This window comes from Nitrospirillum pindoramense, from assembly GCF_007827955.1.
GTDB lineage: Bacteria > Pseudomonadota > Alphaproteobacteria > Azospirillales > Azospirillaceae > Nitrospirillum > Nitrospirillum amazonense_B.
This window is the reverse complement of sequence record NZ_VITR01000003.1, coordinates 462,726-480,441: the sequence shown is the minus strand read 5'-3', so window position 1 is coordinate 480,441 and position 17,716 is coordinate 462,726. Positions and strand designations below refer to the sequence as shown.

Sequence of the window (17,716 nt, the reverse complement as noted above, 5' to 3'; positions counted from 1 at the left end):
CGAAGACGATGGCTTATCGGATTGCAGGCGAGACGGGCGAATGGGAAGTGGTGATCGGGCTGGAGGTTCATGCCCAGGTCGTCTCCAATGCCAAGTTGTTCAGCGGGGCGGCGACCGCCTTCGGCGCCGCGCCGAATAGCCAAGTCAGCTTCGTGGACGCGGGCTTCCCCGGCATGCTGCCGGTGATCAACGAGGTCTGCGTGGAACAGGCGGTGCGCACGGGTCTGGGCCTGAAGGCGCAGATCAACCTGCGCTCGGTGTTCGACCGCAAGAACTACTTCTACGCCGATCTGCCCTCCGGCTATCAGATCAGCCAGTTCCAGCAGCCCATCGTCGGCCACGGCACCATCGTGCTGGACCTGGCGGACGGTTCCACGCGCGAGGTCGGTATCACCCGCCTGCACCTGGAGATGGACGCGGGCAAGAGCCTGCACGACCAGAACCCGACCAAGACCTACATCGACCTGAACCGGTCGGGTGTGGCCCTGATGGAGATCGTGTCGGAGCCCGACATGCGCACGCCGGAGGAGGCCGCCGCCTACCTGCGCAAGCTGCGCACCATCCTGCGCTATCTTGGCACCTGCGACGGCAACATGGAGGAAGGCTCCATGCGCTGCGACATCAACGTGTCGGTGCGCAAGCCGGGCGAGAAGTACGGCACGCGGACGGAGACGAAGAACGTCAACTCCATCCGCTATGTGCAGCAGGCGATCGAGTATGAGGCCCACCGCCAGGTGCAGGTGATCGAGGACGGCGGCGTGGTGGTGCAGGAAACCCGCCTGTGGGATCCCAACAAGGGCGAAACGCGGTCCATGCGCTCCAAGGAAGAGGCGCACGATTACCGCTACTTCCCCGATCCGGACCTGCTGCCGCTGGAACTGGACGCCGCCTGGGTCGAGGACATCAAGCGCACCCTGCCGGAACTGCCGGATGAGAAGAAGGCCCGCTTCATGGCCGACTACAAGCTGCCGGTCTATGACGCCGGCGTGCTGGTGGCGGAGCGGTCGCGCGCCGACTTTTATGAAGAGGTGGCCCGGGGCCGCGATCCCAAGATGGCCGCCAACTTCGTCATCGGCGACCTGCTGGGCGCCCTGAACAAGACGGGCGCCGATATCGACAGCTCGCCCATCAGCGCCGCCGCACTGGGCGGGCTGATCGACCTGATCGCGGACAACACCATCTCCGGCCGCATCGCCAAGGAGGTGTTCGCCGACATGCTGGAGACGGGCAAGCCCGCCGCCCAGATCGTGGAGGAGAAGGGGCTGCGCCAGGTGACGGACACCGGCGCCATCGACCAGGCCATCGCGGCCGTGATGGCGGCCAACGCCGACAAGGTGGCGGAGTTCCGCAGCGGCAAGGACAAGCTGTTCGGCTTCTTCGTCGGCCAGGTCATGAAGGCCACCCAGGGCAAGGCGAACCCGGCCCTGGTGAATGAGATCCTGACCGCCAAGCTGAAGGGCTGAGGCCCGAAGCTCTGAGGTTAGGACCGGGGCCTTGCGCCTTGGTTCGACAGGGAAAAGTGACGCTCCGCCCGGCATGTTGGCCGACGGGGCATGGGCAGGGGGGCCTTCGGGTCCCCCTTTTCATTTTCCCGCGATTTTTCCTCACCGTTATCGTTGACAAGGGGGCCGCCGCCCGAGTACATACGCGAACCGCCGACGACAGTCGGTGGACGGAGGGGTGGCCGAGTGGCTGAAGGCAACGGTTTGCTAAACCGTCGTACCGGGAAACTGGTACCGTGGGTTCGAATCCCATCCCCTCCGCCATCACTTGCCCAGGCCACATCGTGAGGCAAGTGAACGGACAAGCCGCCCTCCGGGGCGGCTTTGTCGTTTCTGGCTGCGACCGCATCCACATCGGTTCAGCTTTCTCCCGCCAGGCGCCCCGTGGAGCGGCGAGACGGAGTGGTCATGCCGCCAAACGCCGTTCCAGGGCCGGCAGATCGTTCAAGAACCACACGACCTGCCCCTGGTTGGCCTCGTGGATGAAATCGCGCAAGGCACTGCTACCGGCCATCCAGGCACTGACATCGCCGATGATGACGGGGCGTAGCTGATAATTGGCGAACTTCTGGATGATGGCCCCCGCCTGGCCCGTGGCCAGGCTCAGGAAGCCAGGGGCGAGCCGGCTAAGCGGGATGGCCACCACCCGGGCCGCATGCTCCCATGCCAGGCCAATCAAGGGCACAGCGTCTTGATCGCTGGTCAGCAGCGGGCCGGTGTCGGCGCAGATCAATACACAGGTGCCACTCAGGTTCCGGGGAAGATCGTTCATCGGATGGGCTCCTGCTCGCCGTGATATTTCGGGTGGCCATTGTGGCACTGTTGGGGCTTTCACGGGTGAAGGCCGGCTCCACGACCATCTTGCCACGGCGCCACCCTGAAAAGTCATACGCTTCCCGTTATTGACAATAAATCTATATAGGTAGATTTATTGTGCATGGCCCGCACGCGCACCCCATCCAATCAGGCGAGGATGATCCTCGCCGCCCTGCTCGAGGTGCCTGGCGCGTGGCGCCATGGCTACGAGTTGGCTCAGTTGGCCGGCGTCAAATCCGGGACCCTCTACCCGTTGCTCATCCGGCTGGAGGGGCAGGGGTATTTGGAGGCGGAGTGGCGACCGCCGGTGGAGGCGGGACGACCGCCACGCCATGCCTATCGCCTGACCGCCGCCGGCATACGGTTCGCCCAGGCCAACCCACCCGCGCCGGAAGTGGCGGGAAACCCCCGTGAGGTGACGATATGATAGGTGGTCTGTGGCGCGGCCTGGCGATCCTGGTGTGCGACATCCTGAAAAGGGCCTTGCCTGCCCACCTGAAAGACTGGGGATCGGCCATCCGGCTTGAAACCGCCGGGATCGAAAGCGCCGCCGCCGCCCTGCGCTTCGCGGCCGGTGGCCTGTGCGGTCTTCTGCCCCTCATTCTAGCCCACCACATGCGCCGAATGGTGCGGTCCTCCGGCAGGGCCTCCCCATCCGCCGGCATGACGTTCCATCCTCGCGCCGTCGGCATCGCCTGCGCCATCGGGGCTGTCGGGCTGGGCCTGGGGTATCTGGCGATGGCGGGGGCGCCGGGACGGTACCTGGGTGTCAATGCCGGCGCGCTGGTCCTGGGCCTCTGCGGGCTGGCCGCGATCCGGCAGGCCGGGGCGACGGTTCGCCTGCGGCCGGGCACGATGACACTGCTGCTGTCGGTCCTGCTGCTGGCGACGGCGGTAGGCGGGGCGCGGGTCGACGATGCCGCGCGTTGGGTGAACCTGGCCGGCCTGTTCATCCAGCCCAGCCTCGTCCTTCTTCCGTTGATGATTCTCGACTTCGCCCGATCACCCAACCGGCGCTCGACCTGGGGGATGATCCTCACGGCGGCGGCCCTGGCCCTGCAGCCCGACCGGGCCATGGCGGGGATGTTGGCCGTCGGCCTTGCGATCCTGGCGATGAGGCGCCCTGATGATGGCCATGTCTCGCGGGCGCTCGCCGGTGCCATCGCCGGCTTTGCCACCACGCTGATCCAGCCGGACCGACTGGCCGCCACTCCCTACGTTGAAAGGGTGTTCCAATCCGCCTTCAGCCTGCATCCCATCGCGGGGATGCTGGTGCTGGCCGGTGCCGCCCTGCTTCTCGTGCCGGCGATGGTGGGAGGGGCGCACGACCAGGACAACCAGGATATCCATGCTGTGTTCGCGGCCCTTTGGCTCGTCGCTCTGGTCGCGGCGGCGCTGGGGAACTATCCGACGCCCATCGTGGGCTATGGCGGCAGCGCCGTGATCGGCTATGTGCTGAGCTTGGCGATGCTGCCCAAGGCCGCGCATGCGCGCTTCCTGGGCACGGAGACGCTGGGCGCCGGAAACACCACCGACGCCACGGAACATCGTTTGGGGTGCGTGGCGCTCGCTTGATACTCGGGACCAATTCATTCAGTCCCGGATATCAGGCATGGCGGCCGTCATGGCGCCGGGGGGCTTTGATGAGTGACGGCCGGGCGTCGGTCCGTTATTTTCCACCCGCCACCCTGATCCCACCGGCGAAGCCTATTGGCGCCGCAGCGACAGTCATATCAACGCCATCGCGCCCACCCCTTGTCCGGTGACCTGGGGTGACGGCGTCTTATACGCAGAGATTGAGGTTTTTGATGAACAGTTCGGCCGACGAAGAATTTGTTTATGACGAGGCCACGGGCGAGTGGATTCCAGCCAGCCAGGCTGCCGCCAACGCGGCCGCTGGCGCCGCCGCCGGCGCGGTCGAGGTGCGGGATTCCGTGGGGAACCTGCTGGCCGACGGTGACAGCGTCACCCTGATCAAGGACCTTAAGGTGAAGGGCGCCAACCAGGTGCTGAAGCGGGGAACCGTCATCCGCTCCATCCGGCTGACCGGCGACTCCCAGGAAATCGACTGCCGCCACGACACGATCAAGGGCCTGGTTCTGCGCGCGGAGTTCGTGAAGAAGGGCTGAGCCGTCGAGGCCACTCTCAACCAGCGCCCTTCGTGGGCGCCTCACAGCAAAAGGGCGCGGTGGGAGGGAACCCACCGCGCCCTTTTGCTCATGCGCTATCGGCTGACGGCGCGGTCCACCGCTTACGGCGGCGTGGGGGCCGACTTGCCGCGCTTGGGGGCCTTGGCGGCCTTGTACATGTCGGCCGGGTCCCACACGGCACCCCGGCGGCGGCGGGTGGGCTTGGGTTCATCCCCGGCCTCGTCATCGGTGCCGCTGGCGGACGGGGCGGCGGAGGCGGCCCCATCCTCTTCCTGTGACACGGCGCGCAACAGGCCGGCGACGCAGTCGGCGATGTCCGCCGGGGCGTTGCGCCAGGCGCGCAGCAGATCGAGGTCGCGGCGCGACAGCAGGGGCGAGCCTTCGTCCGGTGCGCTGAAGGTGGTGGGGGCAGGGCGATCGGCGCCGCCCTCCAGATCGTCGAAGAAGAAGGTCAGCGGCACGTCGAGGATCTCGGCCAGGCGATACAGCTTGCCGACGGAGACGCGGTTGGAGCCACGCTCGTACTTCTGCACCTGCTGGAAGGTGATGCCCAGGGCCCGCGCAAGATCAGACTGGCTCATGCCCAGAAGACCGCGCCGCAGGCGAATGCGGCTGGCAACGTGGCCCTCAATCTTGCCTTCGAGTTCGGCGACAACCGTGTTCTTAGTCCTACGGGGCATGAGCATTACTCCAAATCGATGAGGCGCCACCGAGGATCATGGATGGAACGCCGTATAACCTACAGGGGTAGGAAGCGGGAATTTCGGGGCGAGAGTATGAAGATGTTCAGACGCTGACAACCGGCATCGTCCTCGTGAACTCGGCCTTCCTCAGCCGCTTCCCTCTTTAGAACTGTTTAGCTGAAAGAATACAATAGTATTCACCTTTTAGGTAGGCTCAACAATCGCAAAAGGGGCTGGCGGGTAGACGAACGATAGATTTCAGTTGGGGATTTGCACGGGTTTTGGCGATGCGGCTTCCGACTCGCGCCGTACATCCCAGGCGACATCGCAGGTCGACGCGGATCATGGCGGGCGTTGGTTACGGCTGGTTTGCCGCAATCGTGTCCCGAGGCCGTGATTCATTGGCCGGATCCTTGGCCAATCTTTGCGATCCTGGGGTGTATGCCACCCGTTGGCCTTTCAACACATCCAAAAGTTCATTCAGGCTGTCGCGCGCGTATTCGTCCGGCTGGCGCGCCAATTCGTCCTGCGTCAGCCGAATGAAGGCTTCGACCAGACGGTGATGCACGGCGGCGGCCCGCTCAAGCGGCGCTGGAAGCGGCGACGGTGCCAGGGGAACAGAGGCCATAGCGCATTCCTACAGAGGAGGCTGTTTACCCCTGTAGGATATGGCTCATGTCATTAATCGCAAGTTAACAGTAGGTTTGAGCGGATGTTCCCTAACCTTTTGCGCGCATTAACCAAAATAGTGTTGCCAATAAACCATCATCCGGCCGTTCCACGCCTCAAATCGGTGGTCATGGGCAGTTGGTGACTTCCCATTCGGATGCGGTAGACGTGCAGGTTTTCCAGCACCCGCTGAACGTAGGTGCGTGTTTCATAGATGGGGATGGTCTCCACCCAGTCCACCGGGTCCACCGCCTCGATACGGGGGTCGCCATAATCGCGGAGCCAGTTGGCGACACGGCCGGGCCCCGCGTTGTAGGCGGCGATAGCGAGGATGTAGGAGCCGCCGAAGCGGTCCAGCAGATCCTGAACATAGACGCTGCCCAGGCGCATGTTGAAGTCCGCGTCGTGGGTCAGCTTGGTCACCGCGTACTTCATGCCTTCGCGCTTGGCCAATTGCTGGGCCGTGGGCGGCATCAACTGCATCAGGCCCAGGGCGCCGGCACCACTGGCCGCGTCCACCTTGAAGCTGCTTTCCTGCCGGATCAGGGCGTGGATCAGCGCCGGTTCCGGTTGCGCCGGCAGGTGGCTGGAGATGATGGGATAGCCGGCGTCGGCCAGGACGATGCCCTTGCTCAGCGACTGGCGGCTGATGCCCACGCCCAGGTCGCGGCGATGCATTTCCAGCGCGGCCTTGGCCACCAGCACGAAATCGTCCGGTGACTGGGCGTCCTGCGACAGCTTGCGCAGGAACAGGTCCACGCGGTCGTCATCCTCGCTCAGGACCTTGTCCAGCAGGCGCGCGGCGCGGACCAGCTCCTTCTTCTCGAACCGCGACCGGGCGTCGGCCGAGGGCGTGGGGGCGATGGGAATGGCCTCGGCCTGGCCCAGCTTCTCCTGCGCCATCATGCCGTAGAAGGTGCTTCCCCACCGCGCCCCCAGTTCGTACCACTGGCGGGCGCGCTCGGGATTGCCCAGCTTCTCGCAGGCCCGTCCCGCCCAATAGGCGCCGCGGGATTGCCCGATGGGTGAGGACACCCCCTCATACAGGCGGGTGAAATGGTCCAGCGCCTGCTCCGGCTTGTTCAGGAACTGTAGGGATAGCCAGCCGGCCAGGAACTCCGCCTGGATGAAGCCCAGGCCGTCGGTCACGCCATGGTTGGCGGCCAGGCGGTAGGCGCGCTGCATCTGGCCCTGGTCCATCAGGCGGCGGGCCAGGATATGGCGCTCCATCCACCACGCCTCGGGATGGCCCAGGTCCTTCCCCACATCCTTGGGCAGGTTTTCCACGATCTCCAGCGCGCCGGCGTCCATGTCCTTGCGCCGGCGCCAGCGCAGCCGTTCATAGGTGATGCCGGGCTCGCTCATCAGCGGGGCTGGCACCTGCTGCAGCAGCCGCTCCACATTCGGGTCCAGGTCGGCCATGGCCAGCCGGGCCAGTGCCACGGTCTGGTGGCCGGGATCGACGATGGGCAGCATGCGGCGGGCGCCGTCCTCGTCATTCTCCCACAGCAGCCGGTCCAGGCGGGCCCAATGGTCGGCGGGGCGCAGGATCGCCACGTACTTGGTGCGGAACGTCCGCTCGTCCACCACGCCGAAGTTGCCTTTGACATAGCGCTCGCGGATCAGCGCGATGGCTTTCTCGCTGTCGCCCAGGTTCAGCAGGGCGTCGGCATAGCGGTTGAAGCCGGCGGTGGTCAGGGGCGGGTGCTTGTCGAACCAGTCGCGCGTCGGGGTGTCGCCGAAATCGGGCATGCGGATTTCGGCGTTGCGCCGCAGGGCCGCGAGCCCGGGCCAATCCGGATTCTTGTCGATGAATTCGGCAAGTTCCTGAAAGCTGGCGCTGGTGTCGCTGCGCCCCAGGTCCATCCAGGTCAGGACCTTGTCTGCCAGCGGGTCATGCCCGCGCTCGGCCAGCTTGTGGGCATCCGCCCATTTGCCCTTGTCTGCGGCCTTGAAGGCGGCGCGATAGGTGCTGATATCGCCGGAGGATTGCGCCCACGCCACCGACGGGGCCGCCAGGGACGCCATCACCGAGGCGGTCATCAGGGAAATCGGCAGGATCAAGGCCGCCAGCCCCCGCTGGAACGGGGCCCAGGGGGCCCGCTCTCGTCGCTTGTCACCCAGGTGCCGGGCCGCTAAGGTTCGCGCCTTTCGGGTCGAATGCCCACGGAGATTGCAGAGATGACCACCGCCATGCCCGCCCTCGCCGGTTCCCTCGTCGCCCTGATCACGCCGTTCGCCGACGGCAAAGTGGACGAGCGCGCCTTCCAGGCCCTGGTGGACTGGCAGGTCAAAGAGGGCACGCACGGCCTGGTCCCCTGCGGCACCACCGGCGAGTCGCCGACGCTGAGCCATGAGGAGCATCGCCGCCTGGTCGAGTTGTGCGTTGAGGTCGCGGACCGCCGCGTCCCCGTGGTCGCCGGCACCGGCAGCAACTCCACGGCCGAGGCCATCAGCCTGACCAAGCACGCCAAGGCCGTTGGCGCCGACGCCGCCCTGGTGGTGACGCCCTACTACAACAAGCCGACGCAAGAAGGTCTCTACCAGCATTTCAAAGCCATCCATGATGCGGCCGACCTGCCCATCATCATTTATAACATTCCCGGCCGCAGCGTGATCGACATGTCGATCGCCACCATGGCCCGCCTCGCGGCGTTGCCTAACATCGTTGGCGTGAAGGACGCCACCGCTGATTTGGTGCGGCCGTTGCGCACACGGGTCGAGTTGGGCGCCGACTTCATCCAGCTGTCGGGTGAGGACGCCACGGCCACGGCCTTCCTGGCCCAGGGGGGCGTCGGCTGCATCTCGGTCACGGCCAACGTGGCGCCGCGCCTGTGCGCGGAGATGCAGAACGCCTGGGTGCGGGGCGATCTGACGGAAATGGCCCGCATCCGCGACCTGCTGATGCCGCTGCACCACGCCATGTTCGTGGAGACCAGCCCGGCGCCGGTGAAGTATGCCGCCAGCCTGCTGGGCCTGTGCCGTCCGGAACTGCGCCTGCCACTGGTGGAAACCACGCCGACGACTCAGGAGCTGGTGCGCGCGGCCCTGGTCCATGCAGGTGTGTTGAGCTGAGGGAAGGGGCCGGGTAGCCGCCATGGCACGTGCCGACGAACATAAATACGCCGCCCAGAACCGGCGCGCCCGCTTCGATTTTTTCATTACCGAAACGGTCGAGGCGGGCATCATGCTGACCGGGACGGAGGTGAAGTCGCTGCGCGCCGGCCGGGTCAGCATCGCCGAGTCCTACGCCGGCGAGCGGGATGGGGAGTTGTACCTCATCAACGCCCATTTCCCGGAATACCAGCTGGCCGGCCGTTTTTTCCAGCATGAGCCCAAGCGGGCGCGCAAGCTGCTGGTTCGCCGCCGTGAGATGGACAAGCTGTTCGCCTCCATCCGCCGCGACGGTGTCACCTTGATTCCCCTGTCGATCTATTTCAACGACCGCGGCTACGCCAAGGTCGAGATCGGCGTGGCCAAGGGCAAGAAGAAGGGGGATAAGCGCGAGGCGGAGAAGGAACGCGACTGGCAGCGCGACAAGGCGCGCCTGATGCGGGCCAAGGGCTGACGCCAACGATAAGAGGCCACCTCTTACCGTTGCAGCCCGCGACTGCGGGCGCCGGAGATTTCTGGGGAGCTCTAGGGGACTGGAAATCTAGGAAGGCAACGGCCCGGATGGGCCCGCCGGCCGTTTCAGGATCAACAAGCTCTTTCAGCATCATCGCCCCTGATAGATCCTTATCGCGTTGTATTTCCGTATCCAGTCGTCGAGATCGGCCTGAAACTGGGCGACCTCCGATGTCAGGACTGGGGGCCGACGACCGGGACGACCGAGACGCCGATGATGAACGGCATGTCCTCTGGAGCGCTCAGCCGCACGCTCCGGCCGGAGGCCGCAGGCATCTCCTCCGCGCGGCAGACCGAAGCCGGCAGGGTGCCGACGGTGGCGCCCCGGGTCCTCAGATGGGCGGCGAGGGCGTCCGAGGCGGTTTCCGGGACAGTCACCTGGGCCGAGAGGCCGCCCGCCACGAAGAACTCCGTGATGCGGCACCGCAGGAAGCCGGCGGGACCGACGACGATCTGGGGCAGGCGGTTCCCCAGGAACGGACCCGTGGACGCGATCTGAACGAATGGGTCCGAGTACCAGACGCCGGCATAGACCGGCACGCGCACGACGCGGTCCGCCGTGACGCTCGCGGACAGGGTGGCCGGCGTCACGACCTGGGCGGCGTCGCTCCCCGCGAGGAAGCCGGCGGCGGGGCCCGTCCAGGACAGGGGCACCCCGGCGACCGACGACCATTGGGCGGGAGTGAGCCCCACGGTCCACTCCGGCATGAACGAAAGCTTGCCGCCGCTGTCCGGCACAGCGATCCAGCCCGGGGGCCCGGCGCCTTGCGCGGGCGTGTAGCTGGGCGGGATCGCGCTGGCCAGGGCCTGCTGGAGAAGGGAATTAGGGACGAACGTCGCGGGATCTACGAGTTGGAGGAAGGAGCGGTACGCGAGGCTGAAGCTGCTGCCGCCGTTAACGAAGTCCTCACCCGCCTTGCAGGAGGCTGGCTGGGTGTCGCAGAATTCGAACTGCTGGAAGGATATCTGGTTCGGTCCCATGGGCGGCCAGTTCCAGACGATGGCCTGGGGAAGTGGCTGCACCGAGGCGGGCAGTTCCGGGGCTGCCCGCTTGTAGGCGGGCGCAATCACCGAGCCCACCCTATTCAACAGGGACTTGGTGGCCAGCTTGACGGATCCAATAATCCCCACGTCGGAGGCTCTCGAGTCGGGCTTGGCGATGGTCGACAGGGTCGATGCGAACGAGGCTTGGAAGGTGCCTTGCACTGTCATTCGGATCTCCGGCGCACGTGCTAAAGTATGCTCATATCCCTGAGCGCCCAACCGTGGGCGATGGCTTTGAGCCTATCGAGGCCTTGTTTGATGGTTATCGGTCCTGGAGGTCTTGCGTATTTGGCGTTTAATCCGTTCCCTCCGCCGAGGCGGGCGATGATCCAGGATGCCCATGGCAATATTTGCGGCGTGAACGGGTTGGAGGGCCCGGTTCCGTGCCAGCCATTTTCGCCGGAAAGCCGAACTCCGGATGAAACCCAGAGCCAACTTGTCGCAAATATAAAACTAATGAGCATAATTTTGGACGCACGCGGGGGAGTCGGGGCGCCCGACGAGATGGGCGCCCCGATCGGTCACTCGGGCTGGCCCACGCCGGGGAAGCCGACGCCGATACCTACGATCTGGGGCAGGGTCGAGGTCGAGGTCGCCGTGAAGTTGGTGGACCCGTTGGTCGTCAGCGTGTAGTCCTTCACGCTGCCGCCGTTGCCGCCGAAGGTAAACGGGCCGATGGAGATGCCGCCGCCGCCCTGGAACATCTGGTAGTTCCGCTGGAAGGTTTGCTGGCTCATGGTCACCGTCGCGGACGGCTGGTAGACCACCACCAGCTGGGCCACGTTGGTCGAGACGAGCCCGTTCTGGCCGAAGGCGGACGGTGGGTTCCCGGCCACGCTCCACGTGGAGGCGAGCTGGTAACCGCCACCGCCGGCGGTGTTCTGCGCGAGGTTGGCCAGGAAGCCGCCATCGTACCAAACGCCCGGCGTGACGGTCACCAGCATCGACGACTTGACCGAGATCTCAACCTTCACGCTGGTGTCGCTCTGATCGATGTTCAGGCTCGACCAGTTGCCTCCGGCGTTGACCGAGAAGAAGCTGTTGCCATAGCTGACGTTTCCTCCCGCCCAGGCCTGGGAGAGGCTGTTGTTGGTCACCGACGAGTCCAGCGTGACCGTGAAGCCGCCCAAGGACCCCTGGGAAAGGGTCTGCGTCACCTGAGCGGGCGCCGGGTTCACGACGAACTCGGGCTGCCACTGCAGCACGCCGCCGCTGTTGGGGACGGCGATCCAGCCCGGAGGTGGCGCCCCCTGAGCGGGCGTGTTGGACGGCGTCTGGATGGCGTTCATAGCCTGCTGCAGCGTCTGGTCGCCGCCGAGGATCGCCGCGAGGTCGCTCGTGTACTTGTTCGAGAGCGTGTTGATGGAGGTGGTCAGTCCGTTGATCTGGGTCTGGTAGGTGCTTCCGGGGCCAGCCAGCCAGGCCTGGATGGTCGGGTACATGGCCTTGAAGAGGTCGCCGCCGTTGGCCAGCTGGACGTTGTAGGCCTGCGTCGTGTTCGCGATCACCTGGGTCTGCTGCTGGTAGAGCCCGTTGAGCTGGCTCTGCTGCTGGGCGAGGTCGGCCTGCTTGCCAGGGTCGATCTTGAAGGTGACGTTGCTGAGCAGCTGGCGGTAGGCCGAGAAGAGGGTCGTCCCGTTCTGGCCAAAGGTGCCGAGCGCGGACCAGACGGGCATGACGCTCACGAACTGGTACAGACCCGGATCCATCTGGTTCGGCCCCGGCGTTGAGAAGTTGTAGGCGACCGGCGTGCCGAGGATCTGGAAGTTGGCGCTTTGGTTGGCGTAGACTGCCTTCTTGATCTGGTCGTACGATTGCCCGAAGAGATTGTCGTTGAGCATTGGTTATCTCCCATGGTTGAGGCCGTAGATGTCCGTCGCGGAACGGGGGACGCTCCACGGTAGCCAACGCAAAGGGCATGCCAAAATAATATGTAAATATTTCAATATGTTATATGACGTCGCCGGTGTGCCCACGCTCGGTCCGACATGTCGGACATGCCCGGCGCATCAGATAGCGTCCGTCAAGCTGGTGTAAAAGCGGCGCGCGTTTGAGGTGGCCGTTGGTCAGGCGGCTTTTGGTGAGAATGTGACGGCTGGGGTTGTTTCTGGGTTGGTCGTCAGTTCGGCCATGGCTTCGGGCCTCGACCAAACGACGGGTGAGGGGCTTGGCTTTCTTCTTGGGTATGGATGATCCGGTGCCCGAGGAAGACGAACCCGTCGTCGAGGGCATGGTAAAGGAAAAGGCCGGGCAAACACCCCAGCCTTTTCTTTACGCACCCAGATGCTGGCGCACCGCCCGGAACACATCCTCGAACATGGCGTCGGTCAGGCGCCCTGTATTGGTGTTGTAGCGGGAGCAGTGATAGCTGTCGAACAGCGTCACCCCGCCGCCCAGATCGTGCCGGGCGCCGTGCCCGAAAGGATGGGCTGCCTGCCGCAGGCCGAAGGTGCGGATGACGCTGGTGTGGGAGACGGAGCCCAAGGCCACCACCGCCTTGAGCTTGGTCATCGCCGCCAGTTCCGCCACCAGAAAGGGACGGCAGGTGTGCGATTCTTCCGGCGTGGGCTTGTTTTCCGGTGGCACGCAGCGGACGGCGTTGGTGATGCGCGCGTCGATCAGGGTCAGGCCGTCGTCCGGTCGCTCCAGGTATTGCCCGGTGGCGAAACCGAATTTCAGCAGGGTGGCGTACAGCAGATCGCCGGCATAATCGCCGGTGAAGGGGCGGCCGGTGAAGTTGGCGCCCCGCAAACCCGGCGCCAGGCCTACCACCAGCAAGCGCGAGTCCGGCCCGCCGAACGACGGCACCGGACCGTTATGCTTGTCGGGAAAGGCGGCACGGTTGCGCAGGCGATAGTCCACCAGCCGGGGGCATAGGGGACAGTCGCGCCCTGGAGGCGTCAGGATTTCAGTCATAGGATGCGGCGCCCATTACAATGTGTCTTGCGGGACAGTCTATCGTGTGGGCGCCGGATATCACTCCACCGGCGTGGTGTCGATAAGTTGCGCATGCTCCACCGGCGGGCGGGGGGCATGGGCTCGGGCGATCTCGGGCGCCAAATCCATCAATTCGATGAAGTTGTCGGCCTGGCGGCGCAATTCATCGGCGATCATGGGCGGGGTCGAGCGCACGGTGCTGATGACCGAGACGCGGACGCCCTTGCGCTGCACCGCCTCCACCAAGCGACGGAAGTCCCCATCGCCGGAGAACAACATGATGTGGTCCAGATGCTGCGCCATTTCCATGACATCGATGGCCAACTCGATGTCCATGTTACCCTTGATCTTACGCCGGCCCGATGCGTCAGTGTATTCCTTGGTCGGCTTTGTGACCATGGTGTAGCCGTTATAGTCCAGCCAGTCGACCAGCGGCCGAATTGGAGAGTATTCCTGGTCTTCAACCAAGGCGGTATAGTAGAAAGCGCGGATCAGGCGCCCCTTTCTACCGCAGAAATTCAATAAACGCTTGTAGTCTATATCGAAATTCAGCGCGCGGGCGGCCGCGAACAAATTGGCGCCATCGATGAAAAGGGCGAGGCGCTCTTCGGGGTAATGAAGCATCTTTAATTCCTTTTAATATTAAATGGCGCAGTAATGCATCAAACGCAATGGTTGGTAGCGTGCCGGCTTTGACACGCTCTGGCAAGAGCCTACATAGGGTGAATAGGTTAACACATTCAAGGGAGATATGGTCGCGGCCCCTGTTTTTAAAGTGAGGCTCTGTCTTTTGGGGATGTTACCCTATGTCGGCGACGTAATATCTCGCCCAACGGTATAGTTGTACGGCCCCTGCCCAGCAGGGGGCGCTTGGTTGTTGTGAGGATGCGAAATGATCTTGTTGGGCGTGGGCTCTAACCTGTCCGTTCCTGGGATCGGTGGCCCCGCGGACGTGGTGGCGGCCGCGGTGCGCGCGCTCGAGGGGGAGGGGCTGGTGGTCGCTGCGGTGTCGCCCTGGTACCGGAGTGCGCCCGTGCCCGCGTCGGATCAGCCGTGGTACGTCAATGGCGTCCTGCGGGTGGAGACGGATCTGGATGCGCCGGCCCTGCTGGCGCTGCTGCACAAGGTTGAAGCTGGCTTCGGCCGGATCCGCCGCCAGGTGAACGAGGCGCGGGGGCTGGACCTGGACCTCCTGGCCTATCATGGGCAGGTCCGGGAACAGGGGCCGCAATTGCCCCATCCCCGCATGCATCAGCGCGCCTTCGTCCTGCTGCCGCTGCGGGACGTGGCGCCATGCTGGCGCCATCCTCTCCTGGGGCTGGATGTGGCGGCCCTGGCGGCGGCCCTGCCGCCCGGTCAGGTCGCCGAGCGCATCGAGGCGTGAGGGTGTCGCCCGACGGGGGCGACCATGACGGGCGCGGTAAAGCAGGAATGCGATCTGGTGCTTGTCGGCTTCCTTGCAACCGGGAAACCGGGCCCGTATAACTATGGGATGGTGTCTGGTGTCGGTTTTTCCGGCACCCGTTTCGTTGTTGGAGTGAGCAAGGCATGGCCCGCGTTACCGTTGAAGATTGCGTCCTGAAGGTTCCGAACCGGTTCGAGCTGGTGATGATGGCGGCCCAGCGGGCGCGGGACGTTGCGGCCGGCGCGCCGCTGTCGGTTGATCGCGACAACGACAAGAACCCGGTCGTCGCCCTGCGCGAGATCGCGGACGAGACGGTGGTGCTGGACAGCCTGAAGAATTCCCTGATCAAGGGGCATCAGCGCGTCCAGGAGCAGGATGAGCCTGAGGAAGAGATCATCGAGCTGATGGCCGGTGAGCAGGCCTGGGCCGTGCAGGGCGCCGCCGGCGAGGATGACGATTTGGGCGGTGAAGGCGATGCCGCCGAGGATGTGGCGCAGGGTGACGACCTCGGCGACGACGAGGGCCTCTGAGCCGGTGATGGGGCAGGTCGTGGCTAGGCGTCCCGTCCCCTTACCCTGTTTTCCCATGGATAACGCCCTGAACGGACACGGGCTGGCGCTTGTGTCCGTTTGTGCCGACCAGGCCTGGGGCCGGGCGGGGCGCCCATGATGCGTCAATATGAATTGGTTGAGCGTGTCCGCTCCTACGATCCGAATGCGGACGAGGATAGGCTCAACCGTGCCTATGTCTTCTCCATGAAGGCACACGGGTCGCAGAAGCGCGCTTCCGGCGACCCCTATTTCTCCCACCCCCTGGAGGTGGCGGGGCTGCTGACCCAGCTCAAGCTGGACAGTGCGTCCATCATCACGGCGCTGCTGCACGATACGGTCGAGGACACGCTGACCACCTTGGACGAGGTGCAGCGCCTGTTCGGGCCGGAGATCGCGCGTCTGGTGGATGGCGTGACCAAGCTGTCGCGCATCGAGCTGCAGAATCTGGAAAGCGACCAGTCCAAGCAGGCGGAGAACTTCCGCAAGCTGGTGCTGGCGATGTCGGAAGACATCCGCGTCCTGCTGGTGAAGCTGGCCGATCGTCTGCACAACATGCAGACGCTGCACTATCTGTCGAAGCCGGAGAAGCGCAAGCGCATCGCCCGCGAAACGCTGGAAATCTACGCGCCGCTGGCCGAACGCATCGGCATCCAGCGCTGGAAGGACCAGCTGGAGGAACTGGCGTTCAAGGAATTGAACCCGGACGCCTACGACAGCATCACCAAGCGCCTGCAAGACCTGGAAGAGCAGGGCGCCGGCCGCGTCGATCGCATCATCCATGAGCTGGTGGATACCCTGCACGAGGGCGGCCTGCCCAAGGCCACCGTGTCGGGCCGGCGCAAGGCGCCCTATTCCATCTGGCGCAAGATGCAGCGCAAGAACGTGACGTTCGAGCAGTTGTCCGACGTCATGGCCTTCCGCGTCACCGTCGAGTCCATCGAGCAGTGCTACCAGGCCCTGGGCGTCATCCACGCCCATTATCCGGTGGTGCCTGGGCGCTTCAAGGACTACGTCTCCACGCCCAAGCCGAACGGCTATCGCTCGCTGCACACCACCGTCATCGGCCCGGAGCGCCAGCGCATCGAGGTGCAGATCCGCACCACCGAGATGCATGAGGTGTCGGAGTTGGGCGTGGCCGCCCACTGGGCCTACAAGCAGGACGGCAGCCAGCCCAAGACCGAGGGCCGGCAATACCGCTGGCTGCGGGAATTGCTGGACATCCTGGAGCATGCGGTCCGGCCGGAAGAGTTCCTGGAGCACACCAAGCTGGAGCTGTTCCAGGACCAGGTGTTCTGCTTCACGCCCAAGGGCGACCTGATCGCCCTGCCGCGCGGCGCCACGCCGGTGGACTTCGCCTACGCCGTGCATAGCCAGATCGGCGACACCTGCGTCGGCGCCAAGATCAATGGCCGTATCCAGCCGCTGCGCAGCCAATTGCAGAACGGCGACCAGGTTGAGGTTGTCACCAGCAAGGCGCAGACGCCGTCGCCGGACTGGGAAAACTTCGTTGTCACCGGCAAGGCCCGCGCCCGCATCCGCCGTTACATCCGCACCCAGCAGCGTGCCCAGCATATCGAGTTGGGCCGGGCGATGGTGCAGAAGATCTTCCGGCAGGAAGGCTACGACTATTCCGACAAGGCGCTGGATGGCGTCCTCAAGATCTTCCAGTACCAGGCGGTCGACGACCTGATTGCCGCCATCGGTGCCGGCCTGGCCGGCGCTCGCGACGTGTTCAACGCCGTCTTCCCCGGGCACAAGGCGGTGCAGCAGATCACGCCGGACGAGAAGGTCGTCCAGCTGACACGCGGCAAGACCACCAAGCCCAAGGGCAAGGACAGCCCGCTGCCCATCAAGGGCCTGATCCCGGGCATGGCGGTGCATTATGCCCGCTGCTGCCACCCCCTGCCGGGGGACCGCATCGTCGGCATCGTCACCACCGGCAAGGGCGTCACCATCCACACCATCGATTGCGAGACGCTGGAAAGTTTCCACGACAGTCCGGAGCGGTGGATCGATGTCTCGTGGGACAACGAGATGGATGGCGCCGACGAGAAGGTCGGCCGCATCACGGTGGTGGTGGCCAATGAGCCGGGCAGCCTGGGCACCGTGTCCACGGTCATCGGCAAGAACGCCGGCAATATCACCAACCTCAAGATCACCCACCGCACGACCGACTTTTTCGAGATGTTGATCGATATCGACGTGCATGACGTGAAGCATCTGACCAATATCATCGCCGCGTTGCGGGCCACGCCGGTCATCAATTCCGTCGATCGGGCGCGGGGTCGCTGACGCGCGGGTTTGGGGAGGCGCCGTTGCCGACTTGGGCGGA

At 64.9% G+C, this 17,716-nt stretch carries 17 protein-coding genes and 1 tRNA gene; 10 read left to right on the top strand and 8 right to left on the bottom strand.

The features are described from left to right. Positions 1–8 precede the first annotated feature (8 nt). Together gatB and FBZ90_RS07160 are read left to right on the top strand one after the other, a co-directional pair. Complete coding sequence (gene gatB / locus FBZ90_RS07165) at positions 9–1,463, top strand: Asp-tRNA(Asn)/Glu-tRNA(Gln) amidotransferase subunit GatB (protein ID WP_145730502.1); 1,455 nt, start codon at positions 9–11, stop codon at positions 1,461–1,463. A gap of 211 nt (positions 1,464–1,674) precedes the next feature. Continuing rightward, positions 1,675–1,766, top strand: a tRNA-Ser gene (locus FBZ90_RS07160). A gap of 142 nt (positions 1,767–1,908) precedes the next feature. On the opposite strand, the gene FBZ90_RS07155 is transcribed toward FBZ90_RS07160, so the two are convergent. Next, positions 1,909–2,274: a DUF4180 domain-containing protein gene (locus FBZ90_RS07155; RefSeq protein WP_145730398.1), complete on the bottom strand. Its 366-nt coding sequence runs from the start codon at positions 2,272–2,274 to the stop codon at positions 1,909–1,911. A 165-nt stretch (positions 2,275–2,439) separates the two neighbouring features. Between FBZ90_RS07155 and FBZ90_RS07150 the strand changes: the two genes are divergently transcribed. The 3 genes from FBZ90_RS07150 to FBZ90_RS07140 all read left to right on the top strand — a co-directional run bounded on the left by FBZ90_RS07150 (position 2,440) and on the right by FBZ90_RS07140 (position 4,447). Beyond that, positions 2,440–2,745 carry a PadR family transcriptional regulator gene (locus FBZ90_RS07150; protein WP_145730396.1) on the top strand — a complete coding sequence of 102 codons (306 nt, stop codon included), beginning with the start codon at positions 2,440–2,442 and terminating at the stop codon, positions 2,743–2,745. Next, complete coding sequence (locus tag FBZ90_RS07145; protein ID WP_145730388.1) at positions 2,742–3,893, top strand: hypothetical protein; 1,152 nt, start codon at positions 2,742–2,744, stop codon at positions 3,891–3,893. Before FBZ90_RS07150 ends, FBZ90_RS07145 begins: the two co-directional genes overlap by 4 nt. A 233-nt stretch (positions 3,894–4,126) precedes the next feature. Then, positions 4,127–4,447, top strand: coding sequence for an alkylphosphonate utilization protein (locus FBZ90_RS07140; RefSeq protein ID WP_145730386.1), 321 nt, complete (start codon positions 4,127–4,129; stop codon positions 4,445–4,447). A gap of 122 nt (positions 4,448–4,569) precedes the next feature. Here the strand turns inward: FBZ90_RS07140 and FBZ90_RS28070 are convergent, their stop codons facing one another. From FBZ90_RS28070 to FBZ90_RS07125, 3 genes are all read right to left on the bottom strand, one after another. Next, entirely contained in the window at positions 4,570–5,148 is a 579-nt protein-coding gene (locus FBZ90_RS28070) for a helix-turn-helix domain-containing protein (protein WP_246130198.1), read from the bottom strand. A 361-nt stretch (positions 5,149–5,509) separates the two neighbouring features. Then, positions 5,510–5,779 (bottom strand): hypothetical protein, encoded by a 270-nt coding sequence (locus FBZ90_RS07130; protein WP_145730384.1) that lies wholly within the window; start codon positions 5,777–5,779, stop codon positions 5,510–5,512. A 137-nt stretch (positions 5,780–5,916) separates the two neighbouring features. Continuing rightward, positions 5,917–7,884 carry a lytic transglycosylase domain-containing protein gene (locus FBZ90_RS07125; RefSeq protein ID WP_246130197.1) on the bottom strand — a complete coding sequence of 656 codons (1,968 nt, stop codon included), beginning with the start codon at positions 7,882–7,884 and terminating at the stop codon, positions 5,917–5,919. Positions 7,885–8,001: 117 nt separating this feature from the next. Here FBZ90_RS07125 and dapA point away from each other — a divergent pair, with 117 nt between their 5' ends. After that, on the top strand, positions 8,002–8,895 hold the full coding sequence (gene dapA, locus FBZ90_RS07120; RefSeq protein ID WP_145730382.1) for a 4-hydroxy-tetrahydrodipicolinate synthase: 894 nt from the start codon (positions 8,002–8,004) through the stop codon (positions 8,893–8,895). 22 nt (positions 8,896–8,917) lie between these two features. Further along, a complete protein-coding gene (gene smpB, locus FBZ90_RS07115; RefSeq protein ID WP_145730380.1) occupies positions 8,918–9,388 on the top strand; it encodes an SsrA-binding protein SmpB in 471 nt (156 codons plus the stop codon). Between the two features lie 233 nt (positions 9,389–9,621). On the opposite strand, the gene FBZ90_RS07110 is transcribed toward smpB, so the two are convergent. From FBZ90_RS07110 to FBZ90_RS07095, 4 genes are all read right to left on the bottom strand, one after another. Continuing rightward, entirely contained in the window at positions 9,622–10,578 is a 957-nt protein-coding gene (locus tag FBZ90_RS07110; protein WP_145730378.1) for a hypothetical protein, read from the bottom strand. A 434-nt stretch (positions 10,579–11,012) separates the two neighbouring features. Then, positions 11,013–12,332: a hypothetical protein gene (locus FBZ90_RS07105; protein WP_145730376.1), complete on the bottom strand. Its 1,320-nt coding sequence runs from the start codon at positions 12,330–12,332 to the stop codon at positions 11,013–11,015. A 430-nt stretch (positions 12,333–12,762) separates the two neighbouring features. Next, on the bottom strand, positions 12,763–13,407 hold the full coding sequence (locus tag FBZ90_RS07100; RefSeq protein WP_145730374.1) for a uracil-DNA glycosylase: 645 nt from the start codon (positions 13,405–13,407) through the stop codon (positions 12,763–12,765). 60 nt (positions 13,408–13,467) lie between these two features. Continuing rightward, positions 13,468–14,052: a LabA-like NYN domain-containing protein gene (locus FBZ90_RS07095; RefSeq protein ID WP_145730372.1), complete on the bottom strand. Its 585-nt coding sequence runs from the start codon at positions 14,050–14,052 to the stop codon at positions 13,468–13,470. A 268-nt stretch (positions 14,053–14,320) separates the two neighbouring features. Between FBZ90_RS07095 and folK the strand changes: the two genes are divergently transcribed. From folK to FBZ90_RS07080, 3 genes are all read left to right on the top strand, one after another. Next, positions 14,321–14,812, top strand: a complete 492-nt coding sequence (gene folK / locus FBZ90_RS07090; protein WP_186455647.1) for a 2-amino-4-hydroxy-6-hydroxymethyldihydropteridine diphosphokinase — start codon at positions 14,321–14,323, stop codon at positions 14,810–14,812. Between the two features lie 164 nt (positions 14,813–14,976). Continuing rightward, a complete protein-coding gene (gene rpoZ, locus FBZ90_RS07085; RefSeq protein WP_145730370.1) occupies positions 14,977–15,363 on the top strand; it encodes a DNA-directed RNA polymerase subunit omega in 387 nt (128 codons plus the stop codon). A gap of 135 nt (positions 15,364–15,498) precedes the next feature. Further along, positions 15,499–17,676, top strand: a complete 2,178-nt coding sequence (locus FBZ90_RS07080) for a RelA/SpoT family protein (protein WP_145730368.1) — start codon at positions 15,499–15,501, stop codon at positions 17,674–17,676. Positions 17,677–17,716 lie beyond the last annotated feature (40 nt).

Excerpts from the sequence above, each read along its gene's own strand:
- gatB (WP_145730502.1), top strand. The coding sequence starts at position 9 with ATGGCTTATCGGATTGCAGGCGAGACGGGCGAATGGGAAGTGGTGATC.
- FBZ90_RS07155 (WP_145730398.1), bottom strand. The coding sequence starts at position 2,274 with ATGAACGATCTTCCCCGGAACCTGAGTGGCACCTGTGTATTGATCTGC.
- FBZ90_RS07150 (WP_145730396.1), top strand. The coding sequence starts at position 2,440 with ATGGCCCGCACGCGCACCCCATCCAATCAGGCGAGGATGATCCTCGCC.
- FBZ90_RS07145 (WP_145730388.1), top strand. The coding sequence starts at position 2,742 with ATGATAGGTGGTCTGTGGCGCGGCCTGGCGATCCTGGTGTGCGACATC.
- FBZ90_RS07140 (WP_145730386.1), top strand. The coding sequence starts at position 4,127 with ATGAACAGTTCGGCCGACGAAGAATTTGTTTATGACGAGGCCACGGGC.
- FBZ90_RS28070 (WP_246130198.1), bottom strand. The coding sequence starts at position 5,148 with ATGCCCCGTAGGACTAAGAACACGGTTGTCGCCGAACTCGAAGGCAAG.
- FBZ90_RS07130 (WP_145730384.1), bottom strand. The coding sequence starts at position 5,779 with ATGGCCTCTGTTCCCCTGGCACCGTCGCCGCTTCCAGCGCCGCTTGAG.
- dapA (WP_145730382.1), top strand. The coding sequence starts at position 8,002 with ATGACCACCGCCATGCCCGCCCTCGCCGGTTCCCTCGTCGCCCTGATC.
- smpB (WP_145730380.1), top strand. The coding sequence starts at position 8,918 with ATGGCACGTGCCGACGAACATAAATACGCCGCCCAGAACCGGCGCGCC.
- FBZ90_RS07105 (WP_145730376.1), bottom strand. The coding sequence starts at position 12,332 with ATGCTCAACGACAATCTCTTCGGGCAATCGTACGACCAGATCAAGAAG.
- FBZ90_RS07100 (WP_145730374.1), bottom strand. The coding sequence starts at position 13,407 with ATGACTGAAATCCTGACGCCTCCAGGGCGCGACTGTCCCCTATGCCCC.
- FBZ90_RS07095 (WP_145730372.1), bottom strand. The coding sequence starts at position 14,052 with ATGCTTCATTACCCCGAAGAGCGCCTCGCCCTTTTCATCGATGGCGCC.
- folK (WP_186455647.1), top strand. The coding sequence starts at position 14,321 with ATGATCTTGTTGGGCGTGGGCTCTAACCTGTCCGTTCCTGGGATCGGT.
- rpoZ (WP_145730370.1), top strand. The coding sequence starts at position 14,977 with ATGGCCCGCGTTACCGTTGAAGATTGCGTCCTGAAGGTTCCGAACCGG.
- FBZ90_RS07080 (WP_145730368.1), top strand. The coding sequence starts at position 15,499 with ATGATGCGTCAATATGAATTGGTTGAGCGTGTCCGCTCCTACGATCCG.